Below are 14,255 nucleotides of genomic sequence, written 5' to 3'. Positions count from 1 at the left end.
GCTTTGGCTTTGGCTTTGGCTTTGGCTTTGGCTTTGGCTTTGGCTTTGGCTTTGGACTTAGATTTAGATTTAGCCCTTCTCCCGCCGGCGGGAGAAGGGTTGGGATGAGGGGAGCTTTGGCTTTGGTTCCAATGCAGCCACAGCTACCGCCCCCTTACTCCCCGGACAACTCCGCCTGGATCTTGCGCCCACACTCGCGCGCGCTCCACAGCACGTGGCCAATCACGCTGCGCTGGCCGCAGGCAGCCATCAGCAGCAAGGAGCCGCGAGGCAGTGGGATGGACTGCATCAACACCTTGCCTTCGCTGGCCTCAAGCAACAGCACCTCCATTGTCCCCAGGGCCAACTCACGCCCCACCGCCGATGCCAGCGCCAGCATCGCACTGGTCATGGCGGCCAGGCGCTCGCCACTGGAAGTCTCCGTAGCCGCCTGTGCCAGGACAAAGCCATCGACACTGGCGACCACCGCGGCACGCACGCCATCCACCGAACCGGTGAACTCCTGCAACCGTTGGTCTATCGCGGCAACTTCCCAGTCCTCCAGCAGTGCTATCGCCTTTGCCTCAGCCATGAGCATCCACCAACGCAGCAGCCTCGACTTCGCCCATCAGCACATCCATCAGCAGCATCACCGCATCCTCCGAACGCGCATCGAATGGCACCAGTGGCAGCGGCCGGCCGGCGGTCTTCTGTGCCTGCAGCAGGCAGGCGTCAAGATCCACGTCCGGCATCAGGTCAAACTTGGAGACGCCAATCACCGCCGGAACTGTCGCGGCGTGCTCACGCAAGGCCAGCAGGTAGCGCTCCATCTCCTGCGCCACGTCGGGGCTGGAGGCGTCTGCAAGTATCACCACGCCACGGGCGCCCTGCAGCAGGACCGGCCAGATGAAGGAAAAGCGCTCCTGCCCCGGGGTGCCGTACAGGCGCAGGCGGTCCCCATTGGGAAGATTCACATCGGCATAGTCCATCGCCACCGTCGTTGCCAGCTTGGAAGAGCTGGCATCGGTGTTGAGTACATCGGTATCAATGACCGTGCCGCCGGCTACAGCGCGCACCAAGGTCGACTTGCCCGCCCCCATGGCGCCCAGAATCACTACCTTGTGTTCGATCATGCATGGGTCCCTGTGCGTTGACGAACGCTGCGCCACATCCGCGCCAGCAAGGCGCTGGCCCCGACCTTGACCGGCACCGGCGGCGGCGCAGCGGCCGGCTCCGGTACCTGCACGGTGGCATAGCCGCACAGGTAGGCCGAGCGCATGAAGGCGCGGGCCGCGTCGCTGTCCAACTCCAGCAACTCGGTGCATTCGGCCAGGGTGCAGGGCTTTTTAAGCAGCAGCGAGCATAGCCGGAAGCCATCGTGCTGATGCGCAAGCACGCGGAAGTCCGGCCAGCGCAGCAGGCTTACCCGCGCGTGCTGCTGCAGACGTCGATCGAAATCTGTCCAGTTGTCACCATGCTGTGCCATCTGCCAGAGCAGCGGCCGCAGCGGTTGCCGCGACAGGTTCTCCGCCAGCGCCTGGAAACGCGCCAGCGACAGCTCCTGCAAGGCCAGCAACTCGAATACATCACCCAGTTGCTGGGCCAGGCTCGGCCCCTGTGCGGGATGCACGTAAAGCGGCACCATCTGGTCGTGTTCGAAATCAATCAGCAGCTGTGGTTGGCCCTGCAATGACAGCACCGCACGGCCCTGCTTTTCCTGCAACCGCCGCCGTAGCAGGCGGGTCACCTGCTTGGCACCGCTGGCCAGGTACAAACCATCGGTGGTGGTTGCTGCAGGTGGTGGTGCCAGCGCACGCTGGATCTGCGCCTGGTCCAGATGCAGTGCCGTGTTGCTGCGGCCGTCGTGGACCGCACCCTCGTCATCGTGCAGCCACAGCCGCATCGCCGGCCGCTTGCTGGCCATGTGCTGGGCAGCACTGCGCAATGCCGGGGTATCGCGCACCAGCAGCAGGTCGCATTGGTCCAGGTCCACACAACGTTGCAGGCCCTCTGGCGGCAAACCCGCAATCTCCCTCAAGCGCCCGAGAAGCGTCTGCTCCTCACGGGTGTCCGAGCCCACTACCAGCACCCTGGTCATGCCCTCTTCCCCTTTCGACGCGCCCGCGTCATGCGATTCCCTGCGTGTCGAATCAGGCTATTCCAGAAGCTGCATGTGAAAGGGTGATTGGACCCACACTTCGATTTTTCAGTGCAGCTTCCACTACTCGACCTTGGTCGTATCTACACGCCGTCATCACACCGAAAACAAGAAAGCCTGCATCCGCGCGGGATGCAGGCTTTCGATGTGTAACAGCAGCTACAACATGCTGCCGTTACTCTTACGTGGATCAGGCCTTGAGGCTGGCAATGGCCGCATTGAGGGTGGCGCTCGGGCGCATCGCCGGGCCGGCCTTGGCCAGGTCCGGGCGGTAGTAGCCGCCGATGTCCACCGCCTTGCCCTGTACCGCCGCCAGCTCGTCGACGATCTTCTGCTCGTTGCTGGTCAATGCCTCGGCCAGCGGTGCGAACTTGGCCTTCAGCGCGGCATCGTCATTCTGCTCGGCCAGCGCCTGTGCCCAGTACATGGCCAGGTAGAAGTGGCTGCCACGGTTGTCGATGCCACCGAGCTTGCGCGACGGCGACTTGTCGTTGTCCAGGAACTTGCCGTTGGCCGCGTCCAGCGCATTGGCCAGCACGCTGGCGCCCTTGTTGTCGTAACGCTGGCCCAGGTGTTCCAGCGATGCAGCCAGGGCCAGGAACTCACCCAGCGAATCCCAGCGCAGGTAATCCTCTTCCACGAACTGCTGCACGTGCTTCGGCGCCGAACCACCGGCACCGGTTTCGAACAGGCCGCCACCGGCCATCAGCGGCACGATCGACAGCATCTTGGCGCTGGTGCCCAGCTCCAGGATCGGGAACAGGTCGGTGAGGTAGTCACGCAGCACGTTGCCGGTCACCGAGATGGTGTCCTCGCCCTTGCGGATGCGCTCCAGCGACACCGCGGTCGCTTCTTCCGGCGACAGGATGCGGATGTCCAGGCCGTTGGTGTCATGGTCCTTGAGGTACTTCTCGACCTTGGCGATCACCTGCGCATCGTGGGCGCGCTTGCTGTCCAGCCAGAACAGCGCCGGGGTATTGCTCAGGCGGGCGCGGCTGACGGCCAGCTTCACCCAGTCCTGGATCGGCGCGTCCTTGGTCTGGCACATGCGCCAGATGTCACCGGCTTCGACAGCGTGCTCGAACACCACATTGCCCGCCTCGTCGGTGACCTTGACCACGCCATCGGCAGCGATCTGGAAGGTCTTGTCGTGCGAGCCGTATTCTTCGGCCTTCTGCGCCATCAGGCCGACGTTCGGCACCGAGCCCATGGTCGCCGGGTTGAACGCGCCGTGTGCCTTGCAGTCGTCGATGACGGCCTGGTACACGCCGGCGTAGCAGCGGTCGGGAATGATGGCCTTGGTGTCCTGCAGCTTGCCTTCGGCATTCCACATCTTGCCGGAGTCACGGATCATCGCCGGCATCGAGGCGTCGACGATCACGTCCGACGGCACGTGCAGGTTGGTGATGCCCTTGTCCGAGTTGACCATGGCCACGGCCGGGCGCTTGGCGTACTCGGCGGCGATGTCGGCCTTGATCGCTTCCTGCTCGGCTTCCGGCAGCTGCGGCAGACGTGCGTACAGGTCGCCGATGCCGTTGTTGGCATCAAAGCCCACCTGCTTGAGCGTGTCAGCGTGCTTGGCCAGCACGTCCTTGTAGAACTCCTCGACCACGACGCCGAACATGATCGGGTCGGAGACCTTCATCATGGTCGCCTTCAGGTGCAGCGAGAACAGCACGCCCTGCGCCTTGGCATCGGCAATCTGTGCATCGACGAAGGCGGCCAGCGCCTTGCGGTTCATCACCGCGGAATCGACGATCTCGCCGGCCTTGACCGCGGTCTTCTCCTTCAGCACGACGGTGTTGCCGTCGTTCTGTACCAGCGCGATCTTCAGGCTGCCGGCGTTGTCGATGGTGGCCGACTTTTCGCTGCCGTAGAAGTCACCGCCGTCCATGTGCGCGACATGCGACTTGGAGTCGGCGGTCCAGGCGCCCATGCGGTGCGGATGCTTGCGCGCGTAGTTCTTCACCGACAGCGGTGCGCGGCGGTCGGAATTGCCTTCGCGCAGCACCGGGTTCACCGCGCTGCCCTTGATCTTGTCGTAGCGCGCCTTGATGTCGCGCGAGACGTCGTCGGTGGGCGCGTCCGGGTAGTTCGGCAGGATGAAGCCCTGGTCCTGCAGTTCCTTGATCGCGGCCTTGAGCTGCGGCACCGAGGCCGACACGTTCGGCAGCTTGATGATGTTGGCTTCCGGCTTGGTCGCCAGTTCGCCCAGTTCGGCCAGGTCATCGCTGATCTTCTGGTCGTCCTTCAGGAAATCCGGGAACTGCGACAGGATGCGGCCGGACAGCGAGATGTCGCGGGTTTCGACGGCAATGCCGGCGGTCGCGGTAAAGGCATCGACGATCGGCAGCAGCGACTGCGTGGCCAGGAACGGAGCTTCGTCGGTGAGCGTGTAGATGATCTTCGGCGTATTCGACATGGGGGCAAAAACTCTCTTGCTGACGGATGCGGTGCGTGGAATGGCAGCGGCGATGGGGCGGGCGCATGGCCATCCAGTGGGCCGGCGCGCAGTCCCTGCCCGGCTGCCGGGTGAGGAAACCCTCGCATTGTCGCGTTTTCGACCGGAGCGGGCAAAGCAAATCCATACGCCAAGGTAGGGAGCAGCTCGCCATCTGCCATGCGAGCTTGCGCAGGCCTTGTGCCGTCTTGGCTCGCGCTGTTTGCCGCAATGGTGGTCTCAGCTGCAACCACCCGCGCTGTACATGGACAGGGGTAGACAGTGCGCAAATAAAGGGGCGCGCACACTGCTGTTCACTGGAGCGAGGCAGGGTATGTTGCGTGTAGGAGCGGCGTCAGCCGCGAAGCTGAGGTTGCCTCAAAGCCATGCACCTGATGATGTCCCTGCTTCGCGGCTGACGCCGCTCCTACAAGAACAATCCGATGCCAGAGTCAGGCATCTGGTTAGGCGTGACTCAAAGCTCCAGTGAATCGAATTGCTGTTCAAGCGGATAAAAAAAGGCGCAGCCTGATGGCTGCGCCCATGCGTATCACCGACGGGAGAGAGTTGCGTCGGCTAACGCCTTACTCACTTCACCTCGAACTGCTGCGGCATGCCGGCCGCCTTGCCATCAACGGTGACGTCAGCGGTGTACTTGCCAGCCGGCCACGGCGTTGCCTTGGTGAATTCGATGTTGGTGGTGCCGGTGTCGGTGGCATTGAGCGTGGCGCTCTGCTCACCGGCCACCTGGCCATCCTGGTAGGTCAACTTGGCAGCCACCGGCACATTGCTGGCCGTGCCGCTGGTCTTGACCGAAACAATGATCTTGTCCTTGGCTGCCAGTACCGCGACCGGTGCCACCGACATATCCGCTGCTGCCGCATTACCGACAGTCACCGCGGTCACCGCAAGAACCGGCGCAGCGGGTGCCGACTCGACCATCGGAGCCGGGGCGGTCGCAGCGGGCGGCGGCGGAGCCGGCGCAGCTTCTTCCTTCTTCTTGCAACCAACCAGTGCCACGGCACCGACCACGGCGATCATCAGGGCACTGCTAAGCGACGTCTTCTTCATGAATTGCTCCGAATCTGGTTTGAAGGTGCGTACGTATTGGCGCAGGGATCAGCCTTGGCGCGCCGGAATCTTCAGTGTCTGCCCCGGGCGGATCTTGTCCGGGTCATCGAGGACATCACGGTTGGCATCGAAGATCTTCTTCCATGCGTTGCCGTCGCCAAGCAGCTTCTTGGCGATCTTGGAGAGGCTGTCGCCACTCTGCACCGTGTACTGCTGCTCCCCGACGATCTCTTCGGTACTGGTCACGGTCGCCGTCACATCGGAGAAATCGGCTTTCTGCACCACCTGTTCGGTGCTGGTGACGGTACCGGTGACATCGGAAAAATCGGCTTTCTTATCAGTACTGCTCATCCAGGCGGCTCCTCCGTGACTGACGGGAAGCAACGATTGCACGACGCCTGTTAAGGTTTCATCGTGCCAACGTAAAAACCAGCGTACGCAGCTGAATGTTTATTGACGCAGATCCCGGATCGGGAGGCTGGCAGTCATGCCGGGGCTGGCCCGACGCGGGTTGATGTCCAGGCCGCCACGGCGGGTATAGCGAGCCTCGACCTCCAGCATGCCGGGCTGGCAGTGCTGACCAAGCTCCAGGAAGATCCGCTCCACGCATTGTTCATGGAATTCGGCATGGTCACGGTAGCTGACCAGATAACGCAGCAGCCCTTCGCGGTCGATGCGCGGGCCGTGGTAACGGATGCTGACGCTGGCCCAGTCTGGCTGACCGGTCACCGGGCAATTGGACTTGAGCAATGCCGAGACCAGGGTTTCATCCACCACGATATCGGCATCGGCCGACAGCACGCTGGCATCCGGTGGGCCATAGCTGTCGATGGCGACATCCAGATGATCGATGCTTTCGCCCGGCGCCCGCGCGACCGCTGGCAGGCCGAATTCGACCCGTACATCGGCACCGGCACAGGTCGACAGGTCAGTGACAATGCGCTCACGCACCGCCTCGGCCCGATTGAAGCGCGCGCCGTTGAGCGAGTTCAGGTACAGCTTGAGCGACTTGGATTCGATCAGGTTCGGCGAGGTCGCCGGCACGTACAAGGTGGCGGTTTCCACGCAGGGCTTGCCACGCGCGTCCAGCCAGCCCAGCTCATAGATATGCCAGCGGTCCTCGCCGACGAACGGCAGTTCGCTGCCCAGGCCGATCTCGGCACGGGCGCCGGCGCGCGGGATCGGGAACAGCAGACTGGCGTCGTACTGGCGGGGGTAGTCGACCTCACGGCCGAGGCTGGAATCTTGGGGAGTGTTCATTGGCGCCATTGTAATTGCGCCAGCTTGAGCGCCGGATATACCGGCGCGCCGTTTCGATGAGGACAGGTGCAGCCTGCTGCTTCAGTTCAGCAACCGCTGCCACCACGATCTGCCCGCCTTGGCCTGCGGTATCTCCTCGCTGACCAGCCGCATCACCTCCCGCTCCGGGTCCAGCGCCGACGGACCGTAGACCACGCGGATGCGTTCATCTTCGGTCGCGCCAAGGGTGTCGCCATCACTGATGACCATGCCGTTCTCGATCAGGTAATCGACGATGCCGGTGAGCCGGCTGAACACGCCCTCGGCGCTGTCAGCGGTCTCGGGAATCTCGATGTCCATCAGGCCCAGCATGTCCATGCCACGGGTATGGCCGGTCATCACCCCATCCGGACGCGCGCCCACGTTGATTGCCACCCAGGCAATCGGCAGCGGTTCGGGCAGGGTGGCCTGGGTCAGCTCGCGGAACAGGCCCGGCAGCACGACATGATTGGCACTACCGAAGTAGACCGCCTGGATGCTGTTGGACACGGCGACGGCCGAGGCCAGCACGCGACTGAGCAGTGCCGCCTGTGCGACAAGATTGGTTTCCTGCCCGTCGTCGCCGAAGCGCATCACGGTGACGATGGTGTGTGCGGCGTATTCCACCGGCGCCGGCGTGGCGTCTGGCCACAACCGGCTGTGTGCGCAGATCTGCGCGATGTCATCGCCGATCTGCACCGGGATGGGCATCAACGCGATCAGGTAGTCGGCGTATTCCAGACACAGCATCGGCGAATCGTCGCCATCGGCGTTCGTGTCCTCATCGCCAGTAGACGGGGCTTCGCCCAGCCGCAGCAGCGACTGGTCCAGGTCGGGCCAATCGCTGCGCATCTGCGCAAGCAGGGCGTCGGCGGTGAGCTGAGGGTCGAGCTGCGACTGCAGCAGCATGGCCAGGCTGGCACTCATGGGGCTACTTCTTCCTTGTAGGTAAGCCCCGACACTACCCGGACTCAGCCCGCCTTGTCACCGTGCAGGTAGTCCAGCGACACCTGCAACAGCGCGCGCAGACCCACGTCCAGCGCCTTTTCGTCGAGCAGGAACTTTGGTGAATGATTGCTCGGCGCGGTGGCCGGATCGATGCCGGCACCGGTGGAGCCGACGAAGAAGAACATCGACGGCACCTGCTGTGCGTACAGCGAGAAGTCCTCCGAGCCCATCTGCAGTGGCGGCTCATAGACATTGGCCTTGCCCACCACCGCCTGCAGGCTGGGCAGCATGCGCGCGGTCAGCGCAGGATCGTTGACGGTGGCCGGATTGCCGTCCTTCTCGTAGATGTCGGTGACCGCGGTGGCACCGTGGGCGGCAGCGGTGTGTTCGGCGACATTGCGCAGATCGGCGAAGATCTGCTTGCGCATGTCCGGGTCAAAGGTGCGGATGGTGCCGACCATCTCCACCGAGTCGGGAATGATGTTGTAGCGGATGCCGCCCTTGATCGCGCCGAAGGTAAGCACAGCCGGCTGCTTGGACAAGTTGGCGCGACGGCTGACGATGGTCTGCGCGGTACCAATCAGGTCAGAGGCCGCAACAATCGGGTCAACCCCGTTCCACGGCGCCGAGCCATGCGTCTGGCGACCGTTGACGGTGATGCCGAAGCGGTCGGAGGCGGCCATCAGCGGACCACCGCGCACGGCGATCTGGCCCGCCTGCACACTGGAGAACACGTGCAGGCCAAACACCGCCTCCGGCTTGAAGTCCTTGAACAGGCCTTCCTTCAGCATCAGGTCGGCACCGCCCTGCTCCGGCGGTGGTGCGCCTTCCTCGGCGGGCTGGAAGATCAGCATCACTTCCCCGGGCAGCTTGTCGCGCATCGCGACCAAAGCGTCGGCCACGCCCAGCAGGGTTGCGGTGTGTGCGTCATGGCCGCAGGCATGCATCACACCGACCTGCTCGCCGCGGTACTCGGCGGTGGCCTTGGAGGCGAACGGCAGGCCGGTCTGCTCGGTGACCGGCAGCGCGTCCATGTCGGCACGCAAGGCGATCTTCGGGCCGGGCAGGCCGCCCTTGATGATGGCGACCACGCCGTGCACGGCCACGCCGGTCTTCGGGTTCAGGCCCATCGCGCGCAGGCGCTCGGCGACCTTGGCGGCGGTGCGTTCTTCGCGATTGGAGAGTTCCGGATGGGCATGGAAGTCGCGACGCCAGTCCACCACCTGCTGCTGCAGGCGACTGGCGGCTGCCGCCACCTCCGGCCGCTGTGCGGCATCCTGGGCCTGCGCCAGCGGGGCAAGGGCGCAAAGCAAGGCAGACAGCAACACAGTCTTGCGGGCCATCAGCAACTCTCCTTCCAATCGGGGACCGGGTGAATGTAAGCCCATCATGGGCCAAGCGGCCGCCGCCAGGGAACCGGCACGCTGTAAGCAATCCACGGTAGTGCCGAGCCATGCTCGGCAGGGCGTTCCTCGCAACCCACCAACATGCAGGGCCCCATGTAGTGCCGAGCCATGCTCGGCAAGGGCAATCCTCGCAACCCGTCAGCTTGTAGGAGCGGCGTCAGCCGCCACGCTGATGGTTCGCCAGATCACAGACCAATGGGTGACTCCCAATGTTTCGGCTTCGCGGCTGACGCCGCTCCCACAGCATTCCTGCAGGTTGATGCGACGCTGGGAAGGCCCCAGCCGAGCATGGCTCGGCACTACAACATCAGGTCAACCGATGCCGCGATGGAACGTTCATCACCTGCACGGGTCTGTATGCGTGGCCCATCGGTCATGCCTCCCAGAGCACAGGCGCGGCGGTATCCTCTGCGCCTTGATCGTTCTCCCCCTATCGGTTCCTCAGGAGTTTTCGCATGTCGCGTTTCTGGAAGATCGTACTGCTGGTCATTGCAGTACTGCTGGTGGCCGGTATCGGCTATCGGGTGATGGGGGGCGGCAAGCAGAAGGCCGGTGCTGCGCAGTCTGGCATGAGCCAGGGAGGCAGGGGCCAGCAGGACAAGGATCCCGTGCCGGTCACCGCCGTCAGCGCGGAGAAGAAGGACGTGCCGGTCTACCTGACCGCACAGGGCACGGTGACCGCATTCAACACCGTCACGGTCAGCCCGCAGGTCGGCGGTCAGCTGCTCAGCGTCAACTTCCGCGAAGGCCAGGCGGTCAAGAAGGGTGACCTGCTGGCGCAGATCGACCCGCGCACCTTCCAGGCCCAGTATGACCAGGCCATCGCCAGCAAGCGCCAGAACGAGGCGCTACTGGCCACCGCGCAGTCCAACTACGCACGCTCCAACTCGCCGGAATACCGCCAGTTCGTGGCGCAGACCGACCTGACCACGCTGCGCAACCAGGTCGCCCAGTACCAGGCCGCCGTTGCCGCCTCGCAGGCATCGGCCGCGCAGGCCAAGGTGCAGCTGGACTACACCCGCATCACCTCGCCGATCAACGGCATCGCCGGCATCCGCGCGGTCGACCCGGGCAATGTGGTCAGCGCCGGCAGCCAGATCGTCACCGTGACCCAGCTGCAGCCGGCCTATGTGCTGTTCAACCTGCCCGAGCAGCAGCTCGACGCAGTGCGCAGCGCACAGGCCGCAGGCCCGTTGCAGACCGCCACCCTGGACCGCGAAGGCGGCAGCGTGGTCAATGCCGACGGCGTGTTGCAGGTGGTGGACAACCAGATCAGCAGCAGCAGCGGCACCTTCCGCCTGCGCGCCCAGTTCCCCAATGCCAACGATGCGCTGTGGCCAGGCCAGTTCGTCAACGTGCAGATGAAGCTCAATGTGCTGCCGGGCGCGATCGTGGTACCGGCCGAAGCAGTGCAGCGCAGCAGCACCAGCGATTTCGTCTACCTGATCAAGCCCGACGACACCGTCACCCTGCGTAATGTCGTGCAGGGCGGCCAGGTCGACGACAGCCACGTGGTGATCAGCAGCGGCCTGCAGGCGGGCGACAAGGTCGTCACCGAAGGCCAGTTCCGCTTGAAGGAAGGCAGCAAGGTCAATGCGCTGGCGCCGGGCCAGGCACCGCCGGCGCCGACTGAAGAACAGCTCAAGGCGGCCAGCCAGAAGGGCAACCGTGGTGGACGGGGTGGCCCGCCGCGCTGAGGCGCTGGCCGGCACCCGCCTCCCCTCCCCCGCACCAGGAACCGACCGTGGGCTTTTCGACTATCTTCATCCGGCGCCCGATCGCCACCTCCCTGTTGATGATCGGGCTGATGCTGCTGGGCATCCTCGGTTACCAACGCCTGCCGGTTGCGGCCCTGCCCGAGATCGAAGCGCCCAGTCTGGTGGTGACCACCCAGTACCCGGGTGCCAGCGCGCAGACCATGGCCTCGCTGGTGACCACGCCGCTGGAGCGGCAGCTGGGGCAGATTTCCGGGCTGGACATGATGACCTCCGATTCGTCGGCCGGCCTGTCCAGCATCGTGCTGCAATTCTCGATGGAACGCGATCTGGATACCGCCGCGCAGGACGTGCAGGCGGCCATCCGCCAGGCCACCCTGCCCAGCTCGCTGCCCTACCAGCCGGTCTACAACCGGGTGAATCCGGCCGATGCGCCGATCCTGACCCTGAAACTGGCCTCGGACACGCGCCCGCTGCGTGAGGTCAACGATCTGGCCGACTCCATCCTCGCCCAGCGCCTGTCGCAGACCGACGGTGTTGGTCTGGTCTCCATCGCCGGCAACGTGCGGCCGGCGGTGCGCATCCAGGTCAACCCGGCGCAGCTGGCCAACATGGGCATGACCCTGGAAGACCTGCGCAGTGCGCTGACCCAGGCCAACGTCAACGCGCCCAAGGGCTCGCTCAACGGCAAGACGCAGAGCTATACGCTGTCCACCAACGACCAGCTCAGCGACGCGGCCGACTACAACGACATCATCACCCGCTACCAGAACGGTGCGCCGGTGCGCCTGCGTGACGTCGCCAAAGTGGTCGACGGGGTGGAGAACGACCAGCTCGCCGCCTGGGCCGATGGCAAGCCGGCCGTGCTGCTGGAAGTGCGCCGCCAGCCCGGCGCCAACATCGTCAAGACGGTGGAGAACATCCGCCAGATCCTGCCCAACCTGCAGGGCATGCTGCCGGCCGACGTAAAGCTCGATGTGTTTTCCGACCGCACCGTCACCATCCGCGCCTCGGTGCACGACGTGCAGTTCACCCTGGTGCTCACCATCTGCCTGGTGGTGGCGGTGATCTTCGTGTTCCTGCGCCGGCTATGGGCGACGGTGATCCCCTCGGTGGCGGTACCGCTGTCTCTGCTTGGCACGTTCGGGGTGATGGCCTTCGCCGGCATGTCGCTGGACAACCTGTCGCTGATGGCGCTGACCGTGGCCACCGGCTTCGTGGTCGACGATGCGATCGTGATGATCGAGAACATCGTGCGCTATATCGAACAGGGCAAGGACGGCCAGGAAGCGGCGGAAGTCGGCTCCCGCGAAATCGGCTTCACCGTGCTGTCGTTGACGGTGTCCTTGATCGCGGTATTCCTGCCGCTGATCCTGATGCCGGGCGTCACCGGTCGCCTGTTCCATGAGTTCGCCTGGGTGTTGTCGATTGCGGTGGCGATCTCGATGGTGATCTCGCTGACGCTGACGCCGATGATGTGCGCCTACCTGCTGAAGCCGGACGCACTGCCCGAGGGTGACGACGCCCACGAGCGGGCCGCAGCGGAAGGCAAGGTCACCGCCTGGTCGCGCCTGGTTGGCGTCTACGAACGCACCTTGGACTGGGTGCTGCACCACCAGCCGCTGACCCTGGGCATCGCACTGGCCTCGGTCGCGCTGACCGTGCTTCTGTACATGGTGATCCCCAAGGGCCTGCTACCCGACCAGGACACCGGCATGATCACCGGCGTGGTCATCGCCGACCAGAACGTCGCCTTCGAGCAGATGCAGCAGCGCACCCAGGCGGTCGCCTCCGCGCTGCAGGACGATGAAGCGGTTACCGGTGTCGCCGCCTACATCGGCGCCGGCAGCATGAACCCCACCCTCAACCAGGGCCAGCTGAGCATCGTGCTCAAGGACCGTGGTGATCGTGATGGGCTGGATGTGATCCTGCCGCGCCTGCAGGCCGCCGCCGCGCATATCCCCGGCGTCGCGCTGTACCTGAAGCCGGTGCAGGACGTGACCCTGGATACGCGCGTGGCCGCCACTGCCTACCAGTTCTCGCTGTCGGACATGGACAGCGCCGAGCTGGCAAAACAGACCGAGCGTGTCACCGATGCCTTGCGCCGGCTGCCGGAACTGGCCGACGTCGACGACAACCTGGCCAACCACGGCCGTGCGCTGCATGTGGAAGTGGACCGCGACAAGGCCAGCCGCTACGGCGTGCCGATGCAGACCATCGACGACACGCTGTACGACGCCTACGGCCAGCGCCAGATCTCGACCATCTTCACCCAGCTCAACCAGTATCGCGTGGTGCTGGAAGTGGCACCGGAGTTCCGCACCAGCGACGCACTGATGAACCAGCTGGCGATAGGCAGCAACGGCAGCGGCACGCTCAGCGGCAGCAATGCCACCACGCTGGGCCAGGTGACCTCGAGCAACTCGTCGACCGCCACCGGCATCGGCAGTGCCAATACCGGCATCGCGCTCGGCGCAGGCGGCAGCATCCCGCTGTCGGCGATTGCCAGCGCCAAGCCCGGCACCGCGCCGCTGATCGTCAGCCACCAGCAGCAGCTGCCATCGGCGACGATCTCGTTCAACCTGGCGCCGGGTTACTCCTTGTCCGAAGGCGTGGATGCGATCAACAACGCAGTGGCCGAACTGGAGCTGCCGCAACAGATGCAGGCACAGTTCGTCGGCACCGCCGCCGAGTTCTCCAGCAGCCAGACCGACGTGATCCTGTTGCTGCTGGCCGCCATCGCGGTGATCTACATCGTGCTCGGCGTGCTGTACGAGAGCTGGATCCATCCGCTGACCATCATCTCGACCCTGCCACCGGCCGGCGTCGGTGCACTGCTGGCCCTGTACCTGTGCGGCATGAGCCTGTCGGTGGACGGCATCGTCGGCATCGTGTTGCTGATCGGCATCGTCAAGAAGAACGCGATCATGATGATCGACTTCGCGCTGGACGCGCAGCGCTCCGGCGCCAATGCCTATGACGCGATCCGCCGCGCCTGCCTGCTGCGTTTCCGGCCGATCATGATGACCACCGCCGCGGCCATGCTTGGCGCCCTGCCGCTGGCCCTTGGCACCGGTATCGGTTCGGAGCTGCGGCGGCCGCTGGGTGTGGCCATCGTCGGCGGCCTGCTGCTGTCGCAGCTGGTCACGCTGTACACCACGCCGGTGATCTATCTCTACTTCGAGCGTCTGTCCGAGTGGGCGGCCAAGCGCCGCGAACAACGCGCCGCTGCCCGCCTGCAGACGGCACGGTAAGCGCGG

11 protein-coding genes are annotated in these 14,255 nt (G+C 64.8%); 2 read left to right on the top strand and 9 right to left on the bottom strand.

All coding sequences use genetic code 11. From position 1 onward, the window contains the following. Positions 1 to 154: 154 nt before the first annotated feature. The 9 genes from RT131_RS18835 to RT131_RS18795 all read right to left on the bottom strand — a co-directional run bounded on the left by RT131_RS18835 (position 155) and on the right by RT131_RS18795 (position 9,217). On the bottom strand, positions 155 to 571 hold the full coding sequence (locus RT131_RS18835) for a roadblock/LC7 domain-containing protein (protein WP_313174440.1): 417 nt from the start codon (positions 569 to 571) through the stop codon (positions 155 to 157). Then, positions 564 to 1,112 carry an ATP/GTP-binding protein gene (locus RT131_RS18830; protein ID WP_313174438.1) on the bottom strand — a complete coding sequence of 183 codons (549 nt, stop codon included), beginning with the start codon at positions 1,110 to 1,112 and terminating at the stop codon, positions 564 to 566. The genes RT131_RS18835 and RT131_RS18830 overlap by 8 nt, the downstream gene beginning before the upstream one ends. Beyond that, the gene (locus tag RT131_RS18825; protein WP_313174436.1) at positions 1,109 to 2,077 is read right to left on the bottom strand and encodes a hypothetical protein; all 969 of its coding nucleotides are present in this window, start codon (positions 2,075 to 2,077) and stop codon (positions 1,109 to 1,111) included. Before RT131_RS18825 ends, RT131_RS18830 begins: the two co-directional genes overlap by 4 nt. Before the next feature lie 250 nt (positions 2,078 to 2,327). Beyond that, positions 2,328 to 4,559 (bottom strand): NADP-dependent isocitrate dehydrogenase, encoded by a 2,232-nt coding sequence (locus RT131_RS18820; protein ID WP_313174435.1) that lies wholly within the window; start codon positions 4,557 to 4,559, stop codon positions 2,328 to 2,330. Between the two features lie 606 nt (positions 4,560 to 5,165). Then, the gene (locus tag RT131_RS18815; RefSeq protein ID WP_313174434.1) at positions 5,166 to 5,648 is read right to left on the bottom strand and encodes a hypothetical protein; all 483 of its coding nucleotides are present in this window, start codon (positions 5,646 to 5,648) and stop codon (positions 5,166 to 5,168) included. A gap of 48 nt (positions 5,649 to 5,696) precedes the next feature. Next, the gene (locus RT131_RS18810) at positions 5,697 to 5,999 is read right to left on the bottom strand and encodes a LysM peptidoglycan-binding domain-containing protein (protein ID WP_313174433.1); all 303 of its coding nucleotides are present in this window, start codon (positions 5,997 to 5,999) and stop codon (positions 5,697 to 5,699) included. Positions 6,000 to 6,098: 99 nt separating this feature from the next. Then, on the bottom strand, positions 6,099 to 6,908 hold the full coding sequence (queF, locus tag RT131_RS18805) for an NADPH-dependent 7-cyano-7-deazaguanine reductase QueF (RefSeq protein ID WP_313174431.1): 810 nt from the start codon (positions 6,906 to 6,908) through the stop codon (positions 6,099 to 6,101). 81 nt (positions 6,909 to 6,989) lie between these two features. Further along, positions 6,990 to 7,853, bottom strand: coding sequence for a DUF4261 domain-containing protein (locus RT131_RS18800; RefSeq protein ID WP_313174429.1), 864 nt, complete (start codon positions 7,851 to 7,853; stop codon positions 6,990 to 6,992). Between the two features lie 44 nt (positions 7,854 to 7,897). Further along, positions 7,898 to 9,217: an amidohydrolase gene (locus tag RT131_RS18795; protein WP_313174427.1), complete on the bottom strand. Its 1,320-nt coding sequence runs from the start codon at positions 9,215 to 9,217 to the stop codon at positions 7,898 to 7,900. Between the two features lie 518 nt (positions 9,218 to 9,735). Here RT131_RS18795 and RT131_RS18790 point away from each other — a divergent pair. Together RT131_RS18790 and RT131_RS18785 are read left to right on the top strand one after the other, a co-directional pair. After that, positions 9,736 to 10,977, top strand: coding sequence for an efflux RND transporter periplasmic adaptor subunit (locus RT131_RS18790; RefSeq protein WP_313174426.1), 1,242 nt, complete (start codon positions 9,736 to 9,738; stop codon positions 10,975 to 10,977). 47 nt (positions 10,978 to 11,024) lie between these two features. Beyond that, positions 11,025 to 14,249, top strand: a complete 3,225-nt coding sequence (locus tag RT131_RS18785) for an efflux RND transporter permease subunit (protein ID WP_313174424.1) — start codon at positions 11,025 to 11,027, stop codon at positions 14,247 to 14,249. The last annotated feature ends 6 nt before the right edge of the window (positions 14,250 to 14,255 follow it).

It is taken from the genome of Stenotrophomonas sp. (assembly GCF_032066555.1).
GTDB lineage: Bacteria > Pseudomonadota > Gammaproteobacteria > Xanthomonadales > Xanthomonadaceae > Stenotrophomonas.
Note: the sequence above shows the minus strand (reverse complement) of the source record. Positions and strands in the feature narration are given on the sequence as shown.

Bases quoted from the DNA above. Each gene is read 5' to 3' on its own strand.
- RT131_RS18815 (WP_313174434.1), bottom strand. From the start codon at position 5,648: ATGAAGAAGACGTCGCTTAGCAGTGCCCTGATGATCGCCGTGGTCGGT.
- RT131_RS18825 (WP_313174436.1), bottom strand. From the start codon at position 2,077: ATGACCAGGGTGCTGGTAGTGGGCTCGGACACCCGTGAGGAGCAGACG.
- RT131_RS18820 (WP_313174435.1), bottom strand. From the start codon at position 4,559: ATGTCGAATACGCCGAAGATCATCTACACGCTCACCGACGAAGCTCCG.
- RT131_RS18835 (WP_313174440.1), bottom strand. From the start codon at position 571: ATGGCTGAGGCAAAGGCGATAGCACTGCTGGAGGACTGGGAAGTTGCC.
- RT131_RS18810 (WP_313174433.1), bottom strand. From the start codon at position 5,999: ATGAGCAGTACTGATAAGAAAGCCGATTTTTCCGATGTCACCGGTACC.
- RT131_RS18830 (WP_313174438.1), bottom strand. From the start codon at position 1,112: ATGATCGAACACAAGGTAGTGATTCTGGGCGCCATGGGGGCGGGCAAG.
- RT131_RS18790 (WP_313174426.1), top strand. From the start codon at position 9,736: ATGTCGCGTTTCTGGAAGATCGTACTGCTGGTCATTGCAGTACTGCTG.
- queF (WP_313174431.1), bottom strand. From the start codon at position 6,908: ATGAACACTCCCCAAGATTCCAGCCTCGGCCGTGAGGTCGACTACCCC.
- RT131_RS18795 (WP_313174427.1), bottom strand. From the start codon at position 9,217: ATGGCCCGCAAGACTGTGTTGCTGTCTGCCTTGCTTTGCGCCCTTGCC.
- RT131_RS18800 (WP_313174429.1), bottom strand. From the start codon at position 7,853: ATGAGTGCCAGCCTGGCCATGCTGCTGCAGTCGCAGCTCGACCCTCAG.